Raw genomic sequence first — 21,252 nt, forward strand, 5'->3', positions numbered from 1 at the left:
CCGGTGCGCATCGCTCGTCTATCATCGCCGGCGGAGCGGGTGCGCAATGCGCAGAGGAGCAGCCCAATGAACAGAGCCAGTCTTGCGGCCATCGCGGGGAGTGCCTTGTGCGCCTCGGGAGCGGCCTTCGCCCAGACGAGCCAGGTGCAGGGCCCGGTCACCGGCAGCAGCGTCACGCTGTTCGGCGTGGCCGACGCGGCGGTGGCCTACGGCAGCGGCAGCATCGCCACCAAGACCCAGCTGATCAGCAGCGGCAACACCGCCTCGCGCCTCGGCTTTCGCGGCATCGAGGATCTGGGCGGCGGCCTGGGGGCGGGCTTCTGGCTCGAAGCGGGCGTCAGCCTGGACACCGGCACCGGGGTCGCGGGCAACACCAACAACCAGGCGAGCGGTGTCACCTCGGCCGACGCCTTGAGCTTCAACCGTCGCTCCACGGTCAGCCTGTTCGATCTCTGGGGCGAGCTGCGGCTGGGCCGCGATTTCACGGCCCACTACCGCAACCGCACCGACGTCGATCCCTTCGACAACAACGGCGTCGGCACGATCCAGCCGCAGGCCGGCTCGATCGCCGGGCCGACTTCGCCCCGGGCCTCGAACATGGTGGGCTATTTCCTGCCGCCGGGCCTGGGCGGCTTCTTCGGCGAAGTGCAGTACTTCATGGGCGAGAACCAGAAGCACACGCCGGGCGCCGACGACGGCACCGGCTTCAGCGGCCGCGTGGGCTGGCGCTCGGGCCCCTTCGGGATCGCGGTCGCGACGGCCCTCACCGACTACCAGCAGACCCCGACCAACGGCGACATCCGATCGACCAATGTCGGCGCCAGCTACGACTTCCAGATCGTCGAGGTCTCGGCCGGCTACTACCGCGACAAGGTCGAGAGCTTCCAGCCCGTCACCGCGACCGGCTATGCGGTCGGCTTCATCGTGCCGGTCGGCATCGACCAGATCAAGTTCGCCTGGTCGCGCTACGGCACCGATGCCATCGGCGATCCGGCGGCGCGCAAGCTGTCCCTGGGCTATGTCTACAGTTTCTCGAAGCGCTCGGTGGCCTATGCGACCTACTCGCACCTGAGCAACAGCGGCGGCTCGGCGGTCGGCCTGAACGGCTCGATCACGGCGCCCGACCGCAGTTCGAACGGGTACGACCTCGGGTTGCGCCACAGCTTCTGATCGGGGCTGGTTCCGTCCGGGCGGCGGGGGGGCCGCCAGCCAGCGCTTGCCATCAAGAATTTGTTACAGTGTGTTTCATTCGAAAACACAACAACACAACTTGGTGGAGACCAGCGAATGAGAAAGTGGAACCTTGCCGCAGGCATCCTGGCTGCGGTGGCTTTGGCATCGTGTGGCGGCGGTGGAGGCGGCGGCGGCGGAGGCCTGGCGGGCTTTGCCGCCAAGCCGGCCTTGACCACCTCGGTGAAGATCAACGGGCAGGCCGCGACGGCCCAGAGCGCGGACCTGTACGCCGTGAAGCCCGGCGACAAGGTGGAGATCACGCCGAGCCAGAACGTCTCCTGGACCAGCAGCAGTGCGCCGGCCGGCATCACCGCCAACGCCCTGGCCAGCACGCCCACCCAGTGGAGCGCGCAGCTGGTCAACGAGACCGCCTCGGCGGCCACCTACACGGTGACCGCGTCGGAAAGCGCCGATGCGTCAAGCACCAGGTCGCTGCAGTTCGCCGTGTCGGGCGGCGATGCGCGCAACGGAAGCTACAAGGCCTTCGCCACCAACGGCACCCGGCAGACCCTCGCACTCAACTTCGACACCGGCGCCTACAGCTGGACCGACAGCAACAACGCCGTCGTCAGCGGCAGCTTTGCCGCGGATGCGAATGAGGCTGGCACCTATGTGTTCCAGTCCGCCCGGATTGCCACGGCGGCGAACACGGCGCGCTTTCATCTCAACCAGGACACCGTGATCGGCGCATTCCCCTTCGCCGTGACCCAGTCGGCGAACGAGGCCTTCGCGATCCAGCCCTTCTTGGCCTCGCGGGCGCTCGAAACGCAGCAGGCGGCGCTCGATGGCGTCTACAACCGCTTCGGCATCGACGTCGGCCCGACGACCCAGACCTCCGACATCTCGCAGTTCGAGATCTCGGCCGGGGGAACGAAGCTGGTGCGCTGCAACGACGCCAACATCTCCCGGATCGAGCTCTGCCAGCCCGCTGACCAGCAGACCTGGCTGATCTCCCCCGGCAGCGCGAGTGGCATGTGGACCATGACCGAAGCGGCTACGCCTTCGAACACCGCCAACATCGCGCTCGCGCGCATTGGCGACCAGAAGATCTTCCTGATCGCGGGCAAGTCCGCGAGCGACCCGCGCACCGCCGTGTTCCGGATCGGCGTGCCCGAGGGCACGGCCTGGCCTGCCGGCACCGGCTATGGTTCTGCCACGCCGGGCTCGTGGGGCCGCGTACAGGTTGCGGCCAACAACACGTCGACGCGCAACGGCGTGGCGACCGATGGCAGCGTGGTCCAGACCTTCAACACCTTCTATCCGATGGGCACCAGCCAACCGAGAGGAATGCGCCTGCTGCCCAACACGACCACCGGCGCGACCTACTTCGCCATGCAGGGCGCCAAGCTCTTCGCCATCATCGGCGCCAACGATCCCGCGCATGGCACCAACGGCTATCTGCAGCTCAGCTTGATGGACTGAGGCCGCGGCCGGCCCGGAGTGCCAGCGCGGCGATCTGGCGGTCGTGCGGCCGCGTGAGTAGCGGCAGCGACGGGGCGTGGCGGGGCCGACTGTATCCATGGATGGCGGGTCGGGGTCATGCCGGGATTCTTCTGATCGGCGAAGCGGCCGGAAACTACATTGCCGCGTAGTTCGGGCCGCCGCCGCCCTCAGGGCTGCTCCAGATGATGTTCTGGGTCGGATCCTTGATGTCGCAGGTCTTGCAGTGCACGCAGTTTTGCGCGTTGATCACGAGTTGATCGGCGCCATGCGGGTCGCGGGTGAATTCGTAGACGCCTGCGGGGCAGTAGCGGGTCTCCGGGCCTGCGAATTTCGCCAGATTGACCGACACCGGAATGGCCGTATTCTTGATCAGCAGATGCGCGGGCTGGTTCTCTTCATGATTGGTGTTGCTGATGAACACCGACGATGGTTTGTCGAAGCTGATCGCGCCATCTGGCTTGGGATAATCGATGGCGACGCATTGGTCGGCAGGCCGCAGGCTCGCGTGATCGGGGCTGCGGTTGTGCAGCGTCCACGGCGGACTCGAAACGCCGATTTTCGGCAGCAACCATTGCTCGACACCCGTCATGAACTTGCCGACCAGGTCGCCCTTCTTGTACCAGAGCTTGAAGTTGCGGGCCTGTTTCAACTCGTCCGAGAGCCAGCTGGCTTCGAACGCGGCCGGATAGGCCGCGAGTTCGTCGTGGGCGCGTCCTGCCGACAAGGCTTCCGCGATCGCGTCGGCGCACAACATCCCCGACTTGATCGCGGCATGGCTGCCCTTGATGCGGGCGACGTTCAGGTAGCCTGCATCGCAGCCGACCAGCGCACCCCCGGGGAAGATGGTCTTTGGCAGGGCCTGCGGCGTGCCGTTGTTGATCGCGCGGGCACCGTAGCCGATGCGCTTGCCGCCCTGCAGATGCGCGCGGATCGCCGGATGCGTCTTCCATCGCTGCATCTCGTCGAACGGGCTCAGAAAAGGGTTCCGATAGTCGAGCCCGACCACCATGCCCAGTGTGAGCTTGTTGTCTTCGAGGTGGTAGAGGAAGCCGCCGCCGAAGGTGCCCGGGTCCATTGGCCAGCCGGCGGTGTGGACGACCAGCCCTGGCTCGGCCTTGGCGGGGTCCACCTCCCAAAGTTCCTTGAGTCCGATGGCGAAGCTCCGGCAATCCTTGCCCTCGGCAAGCCGGTATTTGTCGATCAGCTCCTTGCCCAGATGGCCGCGGGCGCCTTCGGCGAACACGGTGTACTTGCCGCGCAGTTCCATGCCGAGCTGGAACTGTTCCGTCGGCTGGCCGACCTTGTCGATGCCCACGTGGTTGGTCGCGACGCCGACGATGCGGTTCTGATCGTCACAGAGAAGCTCAGAGGCTGCGAAGCCCGCAAAGATCTCGACGCCGAGGTCTTCGGCCTGTTGTGCCAGCCATCGCACGACGTTGCCCAGGCTGATGACGTAGCAGCCTTGATTCTGGAAATTGCGTGGCATCAGCCATTGCGGCGTACTGACGAAGCTGGTTCGGGACAGCACCAGGAGCTGGTCGCGCGTGACCGGCTGCTTCAATGGCGCGCCGCGCTGCTGCCAGTCGGGGAAGAGTTCATGGATGGCGCGCGGGTCCATGACCGCACCGGAGAGGATGTGCGCACCCGCTTCGGAGCCCTTCTCGAGCACGACCACCGAGATGTCGCTGTCGATCTGCTTGAGACGGATCGCGGTCGCGAGGCCGGCCGGCCCGGCGCCGACGATGACGACATCGCAATCCATGGAATCGCGCGGGCCGTGCGATTCCAGAATGTGTGTGGGGGTCTTCATTGGCGCAGTCTAGGAAGCCGGCCTGGGTTCCTGCTCGCGCTTGTTCCGTGAAATGTATGGAAGCATCCCTTGCCGCTGCGGGAAGCGTCCGATGAACTGCAGAGCCCAGCCGTTCCCCAAGTGATTCAGCGTATTCGCCGCGCTCGATCGCCTCGCCCGCTGCGGCCTGGCCTTGCCTCCAGGCGCGCGAGCTCGCCGGCCGCATTCGCAAAGCTCGCGCGGACGAAGTCGAACGCCCGCGCAGCTGCAGGCACCAGCGTGCGGCCGGCACGATGGACGATTCCGAGCGTCAAGTCCAGGTCGAGCCGCGGCGTCACGTCGATCGGAACCACGACGCCGGCCTTCAGCGGATCGAGCACGGCGATGGCGGTCGATGGCGTGACGGCATCGCTGGATGCCAGCAGCGCGTGGACGGTGCCGAGATCGCTGGTGCTGAGCGCGAAGTGGTCGCTGATAGGCATGCCGAGGCCATACAGGTCCGCGATCCTGCGCTCGACGGATTCGTCGGCATAGCCCGCGGCAATGAGCGGATAGGCAGCGAGATCGGCCATCGTCACGTTGCGCCTGGCCGAGAGCGGATGCGCCGCGCGCGCGAACCAGCCGAAGGTGCACGGGTAGATCGGCTCGGTCACCATGTCGCGCTCGCGCCGGGCGATGCGGACGTCGCCGATGAAGAAATCGAGCCGCTCCTTCCGCAAGGCCTCGTGCAGCACGTCGGTGCTCTGGACCATGGCGCTGACACGCAGCCCCGGCGCCTTGTCGAGCATCTCCAGCATCAGCGGCGCGAGCAGGAACCTGGCGATCGACGAGCCCATGCCGAGCGCCAGCGATCCGAGTTCGCCTTCGCGCATGAGCGCCAGGGAGCGCGCCCCTTCGTTGTCGTCGAACACGATCCGCCGCGCGCGCTCCACGTAGGCGAGGGCATAGGGCGTCGGGCGCAAGCGCCGGTCCTGCCGGTCGAACAGCGGCACTCGCAGGACGTTCTCGAGCGCCCGCAGGCTGCGCGACAGCGCAGGTTGGCTCAGGTGCACCGCCTCGGCGGCGGCGCTCAGCGAGCCGAGGTCGATGACGGCCAGGAAATGCCTCAGTTGCCGGATGTTCATTTCAGCCTTGGCTTGCAGATCCTGCAAGTTGAAGCTGAATATTATGCAATTTACGCAAGCTCGGCGAATTCCTAGACTGCCTTCCGCAGCCCAGCCATTCGCCATGAAAAACCTCCCGCATCCGTCCACCAGCCTGCGACCCGTCGTCGTCATTTCGTCCGACCGGGTCGAGCGCCACGGCCATCCGGCGCATGCCGCCCTGCATGGCTACGTTCACGCGGTCGGCGAAGTCTCGCGCGCGCTTCCGCTGGTGCTGCCCGCCGTGGCGGGCGGGCAGCTGGCCGCTACGCTGGCGGCGTCGATCGACGGCATCGTCCTCACCGGCAGCCCTTCCAATGTGGCTCCGGCGCGCTATGGCCTGCCGCTGCCGCACCGCGAGATGCTGCTCGACCATGACCGCGATGCCGCCATCCTGCCGCTGCTGCCGGCGCTGGTCTCGGCCGGCGTGCCCGTGCTGGCCGTGTGCCGCGGCTTCCAGGAGATCAATGTCGCCTGGGGCGGCACGCTGGAGCCCGCCGTGCACGAGCAGATCGGCAGGCTCGACCACCGCGAGGGCGATCACGATCGCCCGATCGAGCGCTGGTACGACGATAGCCACGACCTCCACCTCGTCGAAGGCGGCCTGCTGGCCCGATTGGCCGGCAGTACCCGGACCCGGGTGAATTCGCTGCACCACCAGGGCATCGACCGACTGGGCGCCGGCTTGCGGGTCGAGGCCAGGGCGCCCGACGGACTGGTCGAAGCCTTCTCCATCGCGGACGCCGCCCAGTTCACGCTGGCCGTGCAGTGGCATCCCGAGATGCGCACCGGCGACAGCGCGTTCGCGCGCGCCATCTTCGAGGCCTTCGGCGACGCCTGCCGGCTGCGACAGCAGCAGCGCCTCGCCCCATCCCCCTGACCCACAACGAACTGACGGAGACATATGGAAAACAATGCCTGGATCGACGGGCTCTTCAGCCACAGCTATGCCGAAGCACGGGAGAAATTCCTGAGCGCCGCCGCGCGGCGCGGCCTGCCGGTCGAGTCCCATGAACTGGAACTCGTCGGCGCCGACGGCGAAACGCTGGCCACGGACGTCGTCCTCGACGGCCCGGCCGATGCATCGAGGATGCTGCTGGTGATCAGCGGCGTCCATGGCGTCGAGGGCTTCTGCGGATCGGCAGTCCAGACCGGGATGCTGCTGGCTGCCCACCAGGGCGCCGATGCCTTGCGCGACACGGCAGTGCTGCACGTCCATGCGATCAATCCCTTCGGCTTCTCGCATCTGCGTCGCGTCACGCAGGAGAACGTCGACCTCAACCGGAACTTCGTCGACTTCGCCAAGCCCTTGCCGGTCAATCCCGGCTATGCGGAGATCCACGAACTCCTGCTGCCGGCCGCCTGGCCGCCGGAGGCCGAGGTCGAAGCCGCGCTCGCGGCCTACCGCGATCGGCATGGCGCGCGCGGCCTGCAACGGGCCATGAGCCTGGGCCAGCACGGCTTCGCCGACGGCATGTTCTTCGGGGGCCATCGGCCGACCTGGAGCAACGACACCTTCCGCCGCATCCTGAAGCGTCACGCGCCGAAGGTGCGCCAACTGGCCTCGATCGACATCCACACCGGTCTCGGCGCCTACGGCGTCGGCGAGCGCATCTTCGCGAGCTTCGACGACGACCCGGCCGTGCTCGTGCGGGCCGAACGGTGGTGGGGCGAACTGACTTCGGTCACGACCGGCACCTCGACCAGCATTCCGCTGACCGGACCGATCCAGACCGCGATCACCGAGGAGTGCCGGGGCGCGCAGCACGTGGGCATATGCCTGGAGTACGGCACCTGGCCGAGCGAGCGTGTCACCGGCGCCTTGCGTGCCGAGCATTGGCTGCACCGGCACGGCGACACCGACGCGGCCCGGTCCGCCGCCATCAAGCGGGCGCTCAAGGATGCGTTCTATCCCGACGCCGCCGACTGGAAGCGCGCGGTATGGCAACAGGCTTCGCAAGCCTGCCTGAGCGCACTCGAAGGCTTGCAGGAAGACGCGTCCCAGGCCATGCTGGCCTGACGCGCGTCCGTTCTCGATCTCGACCCCGAACGAACCACGGAACACCCCATGAACGCGTCCACCCTGAATCCCGCCGGCCTGCCCCAGGCCGCCACGGCTGCGCGCAGCGCGCAGCCCGTCGCCAAGACCGCCATCAGCCGCAAGTCCGTCGCGGCAGCCGTCGCGGGCAATGCCCTCGAGTTCTACGATTTCGTCATCTACGCCTACTTCGCCGTCTACATCGGCCGCACCTTCTTCCCGGTCAGCGGGGAGTTCGGCAGCTTGCTGGTGGCGGTGGCCACGTTCGGGGTCGGGTTCTTCACGCGGCCGCTGGGCGGCGTGTTGATCGGCGCCTTTGCCGACCGGGCCGGGCGCAAGCCGGCCATGATCCTGACCGTGGCGCTGATCACCGTCGGCACGCTGGGCCTGGCTGCGACGCCCAGCTACGCGAGCATCGGCATCGCGGCACCGGTGATCGTCGTGTTCTGCCGCTTGCTGCAGGGCCTGGCGCTCGGTGGCGAGGTGGGGCCGGCCACCGCGCTGCTGCTCGAAGCGGCGCCGCCCGGACGGCGCGGTTTCTATTCGAGCTGGCAGATCGCCAGCCAGGGGCTCGCCGTCGCGGTGGGCGGGACCTTCGGCGTCGCGCTGTCGCTGGTGCTCACGCAGGAGCAGCTCTCGTCGTGGGGCTGGCGCGTGCCGTTCCTGTTCAGCCTGGTGCTCATTCCCATTGCGCTCTACATTCGCCGCAGCCTTCCCGAAACACACGAAGGCAGCGGGGAACGCACCGGCGCGCAGATCGTCGGCTCGGTGTTCAGCAAGCACCGCCGCGTTCTGGTGCTGGGCGTGCTGCTCATGGCAGCGACGGCGGTGGCGTCGCAGGTCGGCAACTACATGGTCACCTACGCGGTCCAGGTGCTGAAGCTGCCGCCGGCGCTGGCGCAGGGCAGCGTGCTGATGGGCGGCGTCATGACGTTTGCCTTCGCCCTGGTCGGTGGCCTCCTGTGCGACCGCTACGGCAGAAAGGTCACCAACCAGCTGCCCCGCATCGTTCTGATGTTGTCGATCGTGCCGCTGTTCATGTGGCTGTCGGGTGCACCCGGCGCCACCACGTTGCTGGTGGTGTCCGCGATCCTGGCTGCGCTGACGGCGATGTTCGGCGCCGCGGGGCTGGTGACCGTTCCGGAACTCCTGCCCATCGCGGTGCGAAGCACGGGCCTGTCGCTGGTCTACGCGATCGGCACCTCGGTGTTCGGCGGCACCACCCAGTTCGTCGTGACCTGGCTGATCGCCGTGACGCGAAATCCGATGGCCCCGGCCTACTACGTGGTTGCGATGTGCGCGATCAGCGTGGTCGCCATGTGGATGCTGCCCGAGTCGCGCGATGTCGATGTGACGAAGTAGCGGCTGTCGGTCGGGCGACTTCGTCAGGCCGCCAGGAAGCGCTCGGTCAGCAGCGCCCAGTAGGCCGAGCCGATCGCCACGTTGTCGTCGTTGAAGTCGTAGCCCGGGTTGTGCACCATGCAGGCGCCGGCACTGTCGCCATCGCCGTTGCCGATGAACAGGTAGCTGCCCGGCAGCTTCTCGAGCATGAAGGCGAAGTCCTCGCTGCCCGGCAGCGCCGGGCCCTGCAGCGTGACCTGGTCGGCACCCACCAGCTCCAGCGCCACTTCGCGCGCGAAGGCGGTCTCTTCGGGCGTGTTGACGAGCACCGCATAGCCCGGCCGCCAATCGACTTGCGCCCTGACGCCGAAGCTCTCGGCCTGCGCGGCGATCAGTGCCTTCACGCGCCGTTCGAGCGTGGCCCGCACCTCGCGGTCGAGTGCGCGGATGCTGATCTCCAGCGTGGCCTGCTGCGGGATCACGTTGTTGGCCTTGCCGGCATGGATCGCGCCGACCGTGACCACCGCCATCTGCAGCGGATCGACGTTGCGCGACACCACGGTCTGCAGCGCCATCACGATGCTGGCCGCGGCGACCACGGGGTCGGCCGCCCGGTGCGGCATCGCGCCATGGCCGCCGACGCCCGTGAGGGTGACCGTGGCGTAGTCCGACGAAGCCATCGTCGGGCCCTCGCGCAGCACCAGGCGGCCCTGCGGCATGCCCGGCATGTTGTGCATCGCGAAGATGGCGTCGCACGGGTACTTGTCGAACAGGCCGTCCTCCATCATCTTGACCGCGCCGCCGCCGCCTTCCTCGGCCGGCTGGAAGATCAGGTTCAGCGTGCCCGAGAATCGGCCCCGCTCGGCGAGATGGCGCGCCGCGGCCAGCAGCATCGCGGTGTGGCCGTCGTGGCCGCACGCATGCATCACGCCGGCATTGCAGCTGGCATAGCCGAGCCCGGTGGCCTCGTCGATCGGCAGGGCGTCCATGTCGGCTCGCAGGCCGAGGCGTCGTCGTCCGTCACCGCGCACCAGCCGGCCGACGACGCCGGTGCCGCCGAGCCCGCGCTCGACCTCGTAGCCCCAGGCCTGCAGCTTCTCGGCCACCAGGGCCGAGGTGCGGTGCTCGTCGAAGGCGAGCTCGGGGTGGTGGTGGATGTCGCGCCGCAGCCCGATGAATTCATCCGACTGGCTGTGCATGTGATCGAGGAGTGCGCTCATCGGGGCCTCATTGCGGTTGCAGGTTGATCGACTTGGCGATCGCACGATAGCGCGCGGTCTCGGCTTCGTAAAACTTGGCCGCCTCGGCCAGCGTCATCGGCGGCGCTGCCAACTGGGTCTGGGCCGCCAGCTGCGCGCGCACGCCAGGGTCCTTCAAGGTGGCGCCGATGGCCTTGTGCAGGCGCTGCACCACGTCTTCGGGCGTGTTCTTCGGCACCATGAACCCGCTCCAGATCTGGAACGCGAAATCCTTCAGTTCCTTGCCTTCGCTGACCGTGGGCACGTTCTTCAAGAGCTCCGAGCGCTGGGCGCCGAGCTGGCCGATCACCTTGAGCCGGCCCTGGTCGGCCATCGCGCCCATGCCGGCGCTGTAGACCAGCACCGCGAAGTCGACCTGGCCGCCGCCGATGTCGGTCAGCAGCGGCGCGTTGCCCTTGTACGGCGCATGGATCAGCTGGATGCCGGTGCGTTTCTGGACGTCCTCGAGGATCAGGTGGTAGAGCGAACCGATGCCCACGCTGCCGTAGGTCAGCGGCTTGTCGGCGTTCTTGCGCGCCAGCGCGATCAGTTCGTCGATGTTGTTGGCCGGGAGGTCCTTGCGCGCGACCACCACCATCACGGCGTCGGTCACCGGATGGACAAGGCGGAAGTCCTCGGCCTTGAGCTTGACCGCGGCGTTGGCCAGCGGTGCCAGGATGACCTCGTTGGGGGAGCCCTGGAACAGGTAGTAGCCGTCGGCGGGCGCCGCGAGCACCTTCTGCGCCGCCAGCGCGCCGGACACGCCGCCGAGGTTGTCGACGATCACCTGCTGGCCCAGCTCCTTGCCCAGCGGCGCGGTGAAGATCCGGGCCGCGGCATCCGAAGGGCCGCCCGCGGGGTACGGCACCATCAGGCTGATCGGCTTGCTCGGGTAGTTCTGGGAGAACGCGGCGCCTGCGGCCAGCAGCAGCAGGCCGGCGATCGAACGTTGGAAGAAGGTCTTCATGGGGTTCCTGATGACGTTTGGGCTGTGGGGCCGTCCCTCGGAGCGGGGACGCGCTTGCATCGTAGGAGCGCCGCGTGAGAACATCCAATGCATTGTTGTCCGCCAAATGATTACTTCAATGCATGCATTCCGCGGAGCCGCCCGATGACATTGGTCCAGCTCAGGCACCTGCTCGCGCTGGCCGAAAGCGGTTCGTTCAGCAAGTCGGCGCAGGCGATGTGCATCACGCAGCCGGCCTTCAGCCGCAGCATCCGCGCGCTCGAGGACGAACTCGGCATGCCGCTGTTCGACCGGATCGGCCGCCGCAGCGAGCTCACGCCTTTCGGCCGCGACGTGGTGCTGCGGGCCCGCCAGCTGGTGTCCGAGGCCGGCGAGCTGCGCGACAGCGGCCGCCAGATGCGCGAAGGGCAGGGCGGCGCGATCCGCATCGGCATGGGCTCGGGGCCGGGCGCCATGCTGATGACGCCGCTGCTGATGCACATGGCGACCCACCATCCGAAGGTGCGGGTGGTGGTGGCGCGCGGCGGCACCGAGCTGCTGGCGCAGGCCTTGCGCGCCCGCACGCTCGATGCGCTGGTGCTCGATGCCCGCTCGCTGGCGCCCGGTGCCGACCTCGAGGTCAGCATGCTGCGCGAGATGCGCGGGGTCTTCATGTGCCGGCGCGGCCATCCGCTGGCGCGCCGGCGCAGCGGCGTGGATTTCGAGGCGGTGCAGCGCTATCCGATCGCCTCGACGCCGCTGAGCGACGAGGTGGCGCGCAGCCTGATCGAGACCTACGGGCCCGAGGCCCATCCGGCGCAGTGCGTGACCTTGCAGTGCGAGGAGGTCGCCAGCCTGGTCGAGGTGGCGCGGCAGACCGATGCGGTGCTGCTGGCGATCCGGGCGGCGGCGCCCGACCTGGTCGAACTCAGGATGAACCCGCCGATGGAACGCAGCGCGCGCTTCGGGCTGGTCACGCTGCGCCGGCGCACGGAGGCGCCGGGGCTGGCGATCGTGCGCGCGCTCATGCAGGAGTTGCTGCACGACTGACAGGCGCGGCGCCGGGGGCCGCCGCGCCGTCTCGGTCGATCAGGGAGGGCAGGCGCCGCCGGGGCTGTTGACGATGAGGTTGCGCAGGACGGCGGTGCTCGCCGTCGGGCCGCCGTCGTCGGGGGTGATGGTGTTGTTCGTGAAGGCACAGCCATAGGTCGTCGCGGCCACGGTCGCCGGCGTGACCACATCGTCGCCTGCGGGCTTGGGGCCGCCGCCTTCCCACTTGATCATGGCGTCGAAGGCGGCGACCTGCTCGGCCACCGTGAAGTCGCAGTGGGTGGCGCCGCGGATGGCGCGCTGCACCAGCCAGTTGCCGTTGCCCTTGGCGGCGACGCGCTTCTGGTAGATCTGCTCCATGCTGAAGGGCACGTAGAGGTCGCCCAGCGTGTGCAGCGTCACGACCGGAATCTTGAAATCGCCGTTGGCCTTGGGAATCCAGCGCAGGCCGTCGGTGCGCAGCCGGTTGGCGTCGGCCACGGCCGTGAGCTTGAGCACCGAGGCGTTGATCTGGTTCGAGGTCGCCGCATCGCCGTCGACGGTGTAGGTGAAGCGGTTGGTGTCGATCACGCTCTTGTTCAGGATGCCGGTGATCGTGCCGTCGCCGCCGAACACGCCCCACACGGCCGGGAACGAGCCGCCGTAGGCGAGGCCGAGGTCGAATATCGGCCGCGGGCCGCCGGTGAGGTTCTGGATCACCTTGGCGTACTTGACGCCGGTCGGCGTCAGGCCGAGCGGCGTGGCCATGCTGGTGAACAGCGCGCCCGTCACCTGCGCCGAGATGTCCGACCAGTTGATGAACGGATACTTCGGCACCCCGGCCAGTGCCTGCGCCGTGACCTGCGCCGCGGCGAAGTAGTCGAACAGCTCGGTGTCGCCGACCACGCCGCACATCGGCACCGCGCCGTTGTACTTGACCTTGTGGTTGGCGGTGGCGTAGGCCTCGTCCTCGATCGCCGCGGCCGTGATGTGGCCGCCCATCGAGTGGCCCGTGATGAAGATCTTGCTGGGCGCCGCCAGCGTGCGGCCGGCGGCAGCGGCGATCTTGTTGAACTCCAGCGCCAGCGCGTTGGTGTCCTCGACGCCGACCCGCACGTCGTAGTAGTTCTTGCTGTAGCTGGATGCGGCCCAGGCGTAGCCGTTCTGGATCAGGTAGCGGCGGATCGACGGATTGTTCACGCCCAGCGCGTTGCCGGTGCCGGCGTAGCCGTGGGCGTACATGACGAGCTTGCCGTTCCAGTTGGCGGGCACTTCGACCCGGTAGGCGGCACCGCCCAGCACGCCGGCCCAGCGGCTGGTGGTGCTGTTGTCGACCGTGTCGGCCGGGTCGGCCGCCATCGCCGTGAAGGTGGTCGCGCTCGGGTCCGCGGGCACGAAGCTGTTGCGGTTGTCCTGCTCGCGCTTTTCTTCCGCCACGGGCGCGGGTGCGGGGGCGGGTGCAGCGGCAGCCGCCGCGGCCGCCGGGGCCGGCGCGGGCGCCGCCGCGATGAACGGGACGGAATTGCCGCCACCGCCGCAAGCGGCGAGGCTCAAGGTGGTGGCCAAGGCCAGGAACTGGACACGACTGGGTTGCATGGGGATTTGTCTCCGGGATTTCTTGGTTGATTTGTTGGCAAACACGGGGGGACACGAAACGCCGGCGCGCCTTCCACCTGGACCGAGCGACATCACCGGCGGTCGGAGCGTAGGGGTGCGCGCCGGCACGGCCCTGCGGAGTTACCCGCGGCCACTATCACATTGGCGACAGGCGCATCCGGGTCAGAATCCGGTGGCGCCATGGTCGGCGCGGAGGCTCCAGGTGGCGATATTCATTGACCAGTGCAAGCGGCTGGAGGCGGCGACGGAGATGGCGTCCGGCGGCTCCATGCTGTCGACCTTGATGGCTTGGCTCCAGTTCGTCTTCTTCCTGCCCGCCAAGCTAGCGATGCTGATTCCCGACGGCAACAGCGCGCTGGGGCGCTACTTCGAGCTCGACTGCAGCAGTGGCACGCACTGGGGCGGCGCGCTGTTCTCGGGTGTGGTCTGGGTGGCGCTGCTGGTCGGCGTCTCGTTTGCCTGGGACGGACGGGCCTCGAAGGCCGGCAAGAGCGAGCGCTAGCCGGCCCGCCTGCAGCCTCAGTTCGATGCCACGAACGGGTCGTTGACCAGCGCCTGGGCCCGGGCCGCGAGCTGGGTCCGGTTCTCGACCCGCAGCTTGCGGAAGGCGTTGGCCAGATGGAAGCGCACGGTCGGCAGCCCGACCGCCATGCGCTTGGCGATCAGCTTGTCGGGGCAGCCCGAGAGCACCAGCGCGGCGGCTTCGGCTTCGCGCTGGCTCAGGGCCGAGCGCCGCTGCAGCAGCTCGGTGACGCTCTCGCGGGCCTGCGGCGACAGCAGCGGGTCGGCCTCCCACTGGAAGCGCGCCAGCGCGGCCGCGAAGGCGGGCTCGACCAGGCGCAGCGCCTCGATCTCGTTGTTGTCGAAGTTGCCGCGCTCGCGCCGCCGCCAGATCCGCATGTCGCCGGTGCATTCGCCATGCGCGAAGACATAGACGTTGACGCCCCAGTGCATGTGGTCGCGGGCCAGGAAGTCGTTGAAGAACTCGGTCCGCGCCAGGTCGCTCTGGCACAGGATCTGGGTCGCGAGCGTCGGATGGCGGCGCTCCATCATCGGGAAGGTGAGCGGATCGACGAAGCGGTAGTACTCGTCCCAGCTGCGCAGGTTCTCGAGCGACATGTTGAGCGCCTTCGCACGGTCGAAGCGCCGGGCTGCCTTGTCCCAGGTCATCGAGACGTAGGTGTCGGCCCGCAGCAGGTCGAGCATGGGCAGCGCGAGGTCGCCGCGCAGGGCATCGGGGTCGGTGGCCTCGGCCAGCAGACGCATGACGTCTCCGAGCGCGCGGGTCTGTGCCGTGGCGAGATACATGGCGTGGGTAAAGCAAAGACCGTGCAAAGGGGCGGTCGGCCATGCTAGCCCGCTGCGCGCCGACCGGTATCGGTGCCGACCCGTAGGCCCCCTATCAATCGTGATAGGTGCGTGGGCGGCCCCCGGTTCCTAGCATTCGCCGACACGACCAAGGAACAGGCCATGAAGCTCACACAACTCGGTGTCGCCGAACTGCGGCGCCAACTCCAGGCGGGCGCCGTCACCAGCGTGGCGGTCGCCGACGCCCTGATCGCCCGCACCGAAGCCCATGCCGCGCTCAACGGCTACGTCGCCTTCGACGCCGAGGCGCTGCGGGCCCAGGCCCGGGCCGCCGATGCCCGCATCGCGGCGGGCGAGGACCTTCCGCTGCTCGGCGTGCCGGTGGCGCTCAAGGACAACATCGACGCCGTCGGGCTGCCCAGCGGCGCCGGCACCGGCGCCCTGCACGGCCTGCATCCGGCCCGCGACGCCGAAGTGGTGCGCCGCCTGCGCGCAGCCGGTGCGCTGGTGGCCGGCAAGACCAGCATGCACGAGCTGGCCTTCGGCATCACGACCAACAACAGCGTGACGGGCGCGGCGCGCAATCCCTGGGACCCGTCGCGGATTCCGGGCGGCAGCAGCGGCGGCTCGGGCGTGGTGGTGGCCGCCGGCCTGGTGCCGGCCGCGATCGGCACCGACACCGGCGGATCGGTGCGCGTGCCGGCCGCCCTGTGCGGCGTGGTCGGCCTGCGGCCGACGGTGGGGCGGGTGCCGGGGCAGGGGATCGCGCCGATCTCCACGACCCGCGACACCGCCGGGCCCATCGCCCGCAGCGTCGCCGATTGCGCGCTGCTCGACGGCGTGCTGGCCGATGGCGGCGCGCCGCTGGGCCCGGTGGCGCTCGCGGGGCTGCGGCTGGGCCTGCCGCGGGCGCCGTTCTGGGAGACGCTCGAGCCCGGCGTGCAGGCCGTGGCGGACGCCGCCGTCGAGCGCCTGCGCGCGGCCGGCGTGCAGTTCGTCGAGGTGGCGCTGCCGGGGCTGTCCGAACTCAACGGGGCGGCCGGATTCCCGATCGCGCTGTTCGAATTCGTGCGCGACATGGGCCGCTATTTGCACGAGGCCGGCCGCGGCATCGACCTCCAGCAGCTCGTCGACGGTATCGGCAGCCCCGACGTCGCCGCCATCGCGCGGCCCCTGCTGGCCGGCGGCGCGGTGCCCGAGGCCGCCTACCGCGAAGCCCTGCTGGCGCGCGTGAAACTGCAGGCGCTCTATGCCGATGCCTTCGCCGCCTCGGGCGTGCAGGCCCTGCTGCTGCCGACCACGCCCCTGACAGCGGCGCCGGTCGGCGACGACGAGACGGTGCTGTTCAACGGCCAGCGCTGCCCGACCTTCCCGACCTTCATCCGCAACACCGACCCGGGCAGCAACGCCGGCATCCCTGGTGTCACGCTGCCGGCGGGGCTGGCTGCGGGCCTGCCGGTCGGGCTGGCGCTCGACGGCCCGGCCGGCAGCGACCGCCGGCTGCTGGCGGTCGCCGCGGCGATCGAGGCCATCCTGCCCATAGAGCCCTCCGCCCCCTGGCTGCGCTGAAGGCGCAGCAGGCACCACCCCCGATCACAACAGAGGAGTTCTCATGGATCGTCGTACCTTTCTTCATGGCGCCGCGGCTGCCGCGGCCCTCGGCAGCGCCGGCGTGCGCGCGCAGTCGGCACTGAACGTGGCCGTGATGCTGCCGCTGAGCGGACCCGCGGGCCTGTTCGGCCCTTCCGCCAAGGCCTGCGCCGAACTCGCGGTGCAGACCCTGAATGCGAAGGGCGGCGTGCTGGGCCGCAACATCAACCTGCTGGTCGGCGACGCCGGGCTGCCGCCCGCCGAGGCCTCGCAGGCGGCGCTCAAGCTGTGGAAGGGCTCGGGCGCGCAGGTGGTGATCGGCATGCACGACAGTGCGGTGCGCGGCGCGCTGGTGGGGCTCTTCAAGGGCCAGGTGCCGTACTTCTACACGCCGGTCTACGAGGGCGGCGAATGCGCCAAGGGCACCTACGTCAACGGCGAGACGCCGGCCCAGCAACTGGCGCCCGTGATCCCGTGGCTGGCCTCGGAACGCAAGCCGAAGAAGTGGTACATGATCGGCAACGACTACATCTGGGGCCGCAACACCAATGCCGCGGCCAAGGGCTACATCACCCAGACCGGCGCCCAGGTGGTGGGCGACGAATACCTGCCGTTCACGGTCGACAACTTCGATTCGAGCCTGGCCCGGATCCGCGACAGCGGCGCCGACGCGGTGCTGGTGTCGCTGGTGGGCGGCGCCTCGGTCGGCTTCAACAAGGCCTTCGCGAGCTTCGGCCTGGCGGACAAGGCGATCCGCCTCGGCACGCTGATCGAGGAGAACACGCTGGCCGGCATCGGCGCGGCGAACGCGCGCAACCTCTATTCGAGCGCGGGCTATTTCGCCAACATCCAGACCCCGGCGGCCAAGGCTTTCTCGGAGGCCTACTTCAAGAAGTTCGGCGCCCAGGCGCCGGCCCTCAACGGCCTGGCCGAATCGGTGTACGAAGGCTTCCTGATGCTGGACGCGATCAGCGCCAGGGCCAAGTCGCTCGAGGTCGCCAAGATGGACCCGGCCAGCGAGGGCGCAAGCTACAACGGCCCGCGCGGCGCCGTGACCATGCATGCGCGGCACGTCGAGCAGGACATCTACCTGGCGGACGTCGACGACAAGGGCTTCCGGGTCGTCAAGACCTTCCCGCGCATCGCGTCGGGCCAGACCTGCAAGGTGTAGCGCCGAGATGGACACCAGCTGGCTGCTGCATGCGCTGAACCTGGCCTACGAACTCTCGACCCTGGCGCTCACGACGCTGGGCCTGGCGGTGGTGTTCGGCCTGCTCGGCGTCATGAACATGGCGCATGGCGAGTTCGTGATGCTGGGCGCCTATGCGGTGGTCACGGTGCAGGCCTGGGGCTGGCCGATCGCCACCGCGATGCCGCTGGCGATCGTCGTCTGCGGCCTGCTGGGCTGGGTGGTCGAGCGCTGGCTGATCCGCCCGCTCTATGCCCGGCCTTTCGACACCCTGCTGGCGACCTGGGGCCTGGCGATGGTGCTGCGCAAGCTGGTCGAGGCGATCTACGGCCGCGGCTACCGCAACGTCGAAAGCAGCCTGGCGACACCGGTCACGCTGGCCGGCCTGCAGTACCCCGGCTACCGGCTGGCGCTGATCGCCTTCGCGGTCCTGCTGATGCTCGGGCTGGCCTTCTGGTACCGGCGCAGCGTCATGGGCCTGCGCGTGCGGGCGATGACCGGCAACCCGATGCTGGCCCAGGCGCTCGGCATCGACACCCGCCGCCTGGCGTCGCAGACCTTCGTCATCGGCGTGGTGCTGGCGGGCGCAGCGGGCGTGCTGCTGGCGCCGCTGGTGCGCATCGAGCCCGGCATCGGCGTCGACTACCTGCTCGACGCCTTCTTCGTGCTGGTGGTCGGCGGCCTCGGCACGCTGGGCGGCTTTGCCGGCGGCGTCGGCGTGATCGGCGGCAGCCAGTCGTTGGTCAGCAGCATCGCCGGCCAGACCAGCGGCTACGCGGTGGTGCTGATCCTTTCGATCCTCTTTCTCTGGCTGAAGCCGAATGGACTCCTTGGACGCCGTTGAACACACTCCCGGCGCGGCCCTGCGCCGGCCGGCCCGGCGCTGGCGCCTGCCGGGCAGCGAAGCGCTGTGGCTGGGCGCCGCCCTGGTGGTGCTGCCCTTCGCCAGCAACGACTTCGTCGCCTACCAGATCGCGCTGTTCCTGATCTACGGCATCGCGACCCAAGGGGTGGCGCTGTGCTGGGGCCGGCTGGGCTTCCTGCCGCTCGGGCATGCGCTGTTCTTCGGCCTCGGCGCCTACCTGGCGGGCGGCACGCTGAAGGCGGCGCAGCAGCAGCCGCTCTGGTATTTGGCGCTGCCGCTGGCGCTGCTGCTGCCCGCGGTCGTCGCCTATGTCACGGCGCGGCTGGTGTTCGCGCGCAGCCATCGCAGCGGCCCCTTCTTCTCGCTCATCACGCTGGCGATGACGATGCTGGGCTTCCTGGCGGCGCAGCAATGGAGCGCGGTCACCGGCGGCTTCAACGGCATGGCCGACATCCCCGAGCTGCCGGGCACCGAGCGCTACAGCAGCTTCTACTGGGTGGTCGCCGCCTGCGCGGTCGGCAGCACCGCCTTGCTGGGCCTGGTGCTGCGGCGGCCGCTGGGCATGCTGTGGAGCGCGGTGGCGCAGAACGAAGACCGGCTGCAGCTCTTCGGTTATGCGACCGACCGCATCAAGGCCTTCGCCTTCGGCTTCTCGGCGCTGCTGGCCGCCGCCGCGGGCGCGCTGTTCGCGCTGCACCAGGGCATCGTGACGCCGCTCACCATGGGCTTCGTGCTGTCGACCGAGTTCGTGATCTGGGCCGCGGTCGGCGGCAAGGCCAGCCCGCTCGGGGCGCTGCTGGGCGCCGTGTTCATCGGCTATGCCTCGTCGGAGCTGCGTGACCATTTCGCCTATTGGGAGGTCGCGGTGGGTGCGATCTTCATCGTGGTGGTGCGCTTCCTGCCCGAAGGGCTGGCGGGGCTGGGCCGGCCGTTGTGGCGGCGCGGGCCCGCCGCGGCGCATGGCGTGCCGGCCACCGACGCGCCTGCGCGGCACGCACCGGACGCGCGCATCGGGCTGGCCTTCGAGCAGGTCCATGCCGCGCAGGGCGGCGTCCGGATCCTCGATGGCCTGGCGCTGGCGCTCGACGGCCCCGGTCTGCGCTGCGTGATCGGCCCGAACGGCGCCGGCAAGACCTCGGCCTTCAATGTCATGACCGGCCGGCTGCCGCTGCGTTCGGGGCGCATCCTGCTCGACGGCGCCGACATCTCGGGCGCGACCGCCTGGCGGGTGGCGCGGCGCGGCGTCGGGCGCAAGCTGCAGATTCCGTCGGTGTTCTCCGAGCTCAGCGTGAGCCAGAACCTGGACGTGGCGCTGTGGGCCGGACGGCTCGGCCCGGCGGCGTCGCTGGCGCGGGCGCCGCTGGGCTGGCGCAGTCCGCTGCGGGACGAACTGCTCGACCTGTTCCCGGCGCTGCGCGAGCAGCTCGCCACCCGTGCGGGCAGCCTCTCGCAGGGCCACCGCCAGGCGCTGGAGTTCGTGATGACCGTGCTGCCGCAACCCCGCCTGGTGCTGCTCGACGAGCCCTGCGCCGGCCTGTCTCCCGCCGAGACCCACCACATGATCGATGCCATCAAGACCGTCATCGACCGGCTGGGCGCGGCCGCGCTGGTGATCGAGCACGACATCAGCGCCGTGGCCGCGATCGGCGGCGACGTCTACGTGCTGCACCAGGGCCGGCTGCTGGCCCAGGGGACGCTGGCCGAGATCCAGGGCGATCCGGCGGTGCGGGCGGTGTATGCGGGGGCGCGGAAATGAACGGCGGGCTGCTGAACTTCGAAGCACTGGTGTGCGGCTACGGCGACACCATGGTGCTGCGGGGCCTGAGCGGCAGCGCGGGCCCCGGCCGGGTGCTCGGCGTGCTCGGGCGCAACGGCGTCGGCAAGACCACGCTGATGCGCGCGCTGGCCGGCTTCCTGCCGCTGCGCGAAGGCACGATGACGCTCGGCGGGCATGACCTTTCGCAGGTGGCGCCGCACCAGCGGCTGGCGCGCGGCATGGCCTACGCGCCGCAGGAGGACGTGGTGTTCGGCGACCTCAGCGTGCAGGAGAACCTGTGGCTGCACCTCGACGACCGCGACCCGCAGCGCTACGCGGCCTGCCTGCAGGCCTTCCCGCGCCTGGGCGAGCGGATGGCGCAGCGAGCCGGCTCGCTGAGCGGCGGCGAGCGCAAGCTGCTGTCCTTCACGCGCACCATGGGCCTGCGCGCCGCGCTCAGCCTCCTCGACGAGCCGACCGAAGGCGTCCAGCCCGAGAACATCGAGCGCATGGCGGCGCTGTTGCGGGCCCGCAAGGCCGAAGGCGCCGGGTTCGTGATCGTCGAGCAGAATCTGGAGTTCCTGCTCGCGGTGGCCGACGACCTGATGGCGATCGATCACGGCGAATGCCTGCTGAAAGGGGCGGCATCGGAATTCGGTCGCGCAGCGCTGGAGGCCCATCTGATGGTCTGATGCCGCGCGCCGTCCCAGGCAAAAGAACACAGAAAG

Annotated in this window: 18 protein-coding genes; 12 read left to right on the forward strand and 6 right to left on the reverse strand. The window is 69.3% G+C overall.

Going from position 1 to position 21,252, the window contains the following annotated elements; all coding sequences use genetic code 11:
- Window positions 1-66: 66 nt before the first annotated feature.
- On the forward strand, window positions 67-1,170 hold the full coding sequence (locus tag QTI17_RS31810; protein WP_286537888.1) for a porin: 1,104 nt from the start codon (window positions 67-69) through the stop codon (window positions 1,168-1,170).
- 117 nt (window positions 1,171-1,287) lie between these two features.
- Window positions 1,288-2,655 (forward strand): hypothetical protein, encoded by a 1,368-nt coding sequence (locus QTI17_RS31815; protein ID WP_286537889.1) that lies wholly within the window; start codon window positions 1,288-1,290, stop codon window positions 2,653-2,655.
- A gap of 154 nt (window positions 2,656-2,809) precedes the next feature.
- On the opposite strand, the gene QTI17_RS31820 is transcribed toward QTI17_RS31815, so the two are convergent.
- Together QTI17_RS31820 and QTI17_RS31825 are read right to left on the reverse strand one after the other, a co-directional pair.
- A complete protein-coding gene (locus tag QTI17_RS31820) occupies window positions 2,810-4,486 on the reverse strand; it encodes an electron transfer flavoprotein-ubiquinone oxidoreductase (protein WP_286537891.1) in 1,677 nt (558 codons plus the stop codon).
- 125 nt (window positions 4,487-4,611) lie between these two features.
- The gene (locus tag QTI17_RS31825; RefSeq protein WP_286537892.1) at window positions 4,612-5,694 is read right to left on the reverse strand and encodes a LysR family transcriptional regulator; all 1,083 of its coding nucleotides are present in this window, start codon (window positions 5,692-5,694) and stop codon (window positions 4,612-4,614) included.
- Here QTI17_RS31825 and QTI17_RS31830 point away from each other — a divergent pair.
- The 3 genes from QTI17_RS31830 to QTI17_RS31840 are packed head-to-tail and all read left to right on the forward strand — an operon-like array spanning window position 5,693 to window position 9,007.
- Entirely contained in the window at window positions 5,693-6,487 is a 795-nt protein-coding gene (locus QTI17_RS31830; RefSeq protein WP_286537894.1) for a gamma-glutamyl-gamma-aminobutyrate hydrolase family protein, read from the forward strand. The two genes, QTI17_RS31825 and QTI17_RS31830, sit on opposite strands and share 2 nt — an antisense overlap.
- A 24-nt stretch (window positions 6,488-6,511) precedes the next feature.
- Window positions 6,512-7,627 (forward strand): M14 family metallopeptidase, encoded by a 1,116-nt coding sequence (locus tag QTI17_RS31835; RefSeq protein ID WP_286537895.1) that lies wholly within the window; start codon window positions 6,512-6,514, stop codon window positions 7,625-7,627.
- A 48-nt stretch (window positions 7,628-7,675) separates the two neighbouring features.
- On the forward strand, window positions 7,676-9,007 hold the full coding sequence (locus QTI17_RS31840) for an MFS transporter (protein WP_286537896.1): 1,332 nt from the start codon (window positions 7,676-7,678) through the stop codon (window positions 9,005-9,007).
- A gap of 23 nt (window positions 9,008-9,030) precedes the next feature.
- Here QTI17_RS31840 and QTI17_RS31845 read toward each other — a convergent pair whose 3' ends face one another.
- Both QTI17_RS31845 and QTI17_RS31850 read right to left on the reverse strand, forming a co-directional pair.
- Complete coding sequence (locus tag QTI17_RS31845; RefSeq protein ID WP_286527025.1) at window positions 9,031-10,206, reverse strand: M20 aminoacylase family protein; 1,176 nt, start codon at window positions 10,204-10,206, stop codon at window positions 9,031-9,033.
- A gap of 7 nt (window positions 10,207-10,213) precedes the next feature.
- Window positions 10,214-11,191, reverse strand: a complete 978-nt coding sequence (locus QTI17_RS31850; protein ID WP_286527026.1) for a tripartite tricarboxylate transporter substrate binding protein — start codon at window positions 11,189-11,191, stop codon at window positions 10,214-10,216.
- Window positions 11,192-11,335: 144 nt separating this feature from the next.
- On the opposite strand from QTI17_RS31850, the gene QTI17_RS31855 reads away from it, so the two are divergent.
- Entirely contained in the window at window positions 11,336-12,220 is an 885-nt protein-coding gene (locus QTI17_RS31855) for a LysR family transcriptional regulator (protein WP_286537897.1), read from the forward strand.
- Window positions 12,221-12,259: 39 nt separating this feature from the next.
- On the opposite strand, the gene QTI17_RS31860 is transcribed toward QTI17_RS31855, so the two are convergent.
- A complete protein-coding gene (locus QTI17_RS31860) occupies window positions 12,260-13,795 on the reverse strand; it encodes an alpha/beta hydrolase family protein (protein ID WP_286537899.1) in 1,536 nt (511 codons plus the stop codon).
- Window positions 13,796-14,018: 223 nt separating this feature from the next.
- Between QTI17_RS31860 and QTI17_RS31865 the strand changes: the two genes are divergently transcribed.
- Window positions 14,019-14,318, forward strand: coding sequence for a hypothetical protein (locus QTI17_RS31865; protein ID WP_286537900.1), 300 nt, complete (start codon window positions 14,019-14,021; stop codon window positions 14,316-14,318).
- A gap of 17 nt (window positions 14,319-14,335) precedes the next feature.
- Here QTI17_RS31865 and QTI17_RS31870 read toward each other — a convergent pair whose 3' ends face one another.
- On the reverse strand, window positions 14,336-15,124 hold the full coding sequence (locus QTI17_RS31870) for a helix-turn-helix transcriptional regulator (RefSeq protein WP_286537902.1): 789 nt from the start codon (window positions 15,122-15,124) through the stop codon (window positions 14,336-14,338).
- A gap of 162 nt (window positions 15,125-15,286) precedes the next feature.
- Between QTI17_RS31870 and iaaH the strand changes: the two genes are divergently transcribed.
- The 5 genes from iaaH to QTI17_RS31895 are packed head-to-tail and all read left to right on the forward strand — an operon-like array spanning window position 15,287 to window position 21,216.
- Window positions 15,287-16,693 carry an indoleacetamide hydrolase gene (gene iaaH, locus QTI17_RS31875; RefSeq protein WP_286537904.1) on the forward strand — a complete coding sequence of 469 codons (1,407 nt, stop codon included), beginning with the start codon at window positions 15,287-15,289 and terminating at the stop codon, window positions 16,691-16,693.
- Window positions 16,694-16,736: 43 nt separating this feature from the next.
- Entirely contained in the window at window positions 16,737-17,885 is a 1,149-nt protein-coding gene (locus tag QTI17_RS31880) for a substrate-binding domain-containing protein (RefSeq protein WP_286537905.1), read from the forward strand.
- Window positions 17,886-17,892: 7 nt separating this feature from the next.
- The gene (locus tag QTI17_RS31885) at window positions 17,893-18,747 is read left to right on the forward strand and encodes a branched-chain amino acid ABC transporter permease (protein WP_286537907.1); all 855 of its coding nucleotides are present in this window, start codon (window positions 17,893-17,895) and stop codon (window positions 18,745-18,747) included.
- Window positions 18,725-20,524 (forward strand): branched-chain amino acid ABC transporter ATP-binding protein/permease, encoded by a 1,800-nt coding sequence (locus QTI17_RS31890; protein WP_286537908.1) that lies wholly within the window; start codon window positions 18,725-18,727, stop codon window positions 20,522-20,524. Before QTI17_RS31885 ends, QTI17_RS31890 begins: the two co-directional genes overlap by 23 nt.
- Window positions 20,521-21,216, forward strand: coding sequence for an ABC transporter ATP-binding protein (locus QTI17_RS31895; RefSeq protein WP_286537909.1), 696 nt, complete (start codon window positions 20,521-20,523; stop codon window positions 21,214-21,216). The genes QTI17_RS31890 and QTI17_RS31895 overlap by 4 nt, the downstream gene beginning before the upstream one ends.
- Window positions 21,217-21,252 lie beyond the last annotated feature (36 nt).

The organism is Variovorax sp. J31P179, from assembly GCF_030316985.1.
GTDB classification, from domain to species: Bacteria; Pseudomonadota; Gammaproteobacteria; order Burkholderiales; family Burkholderiaceae_C; genus Variovorax; species Variovorax ginsengisoli_B.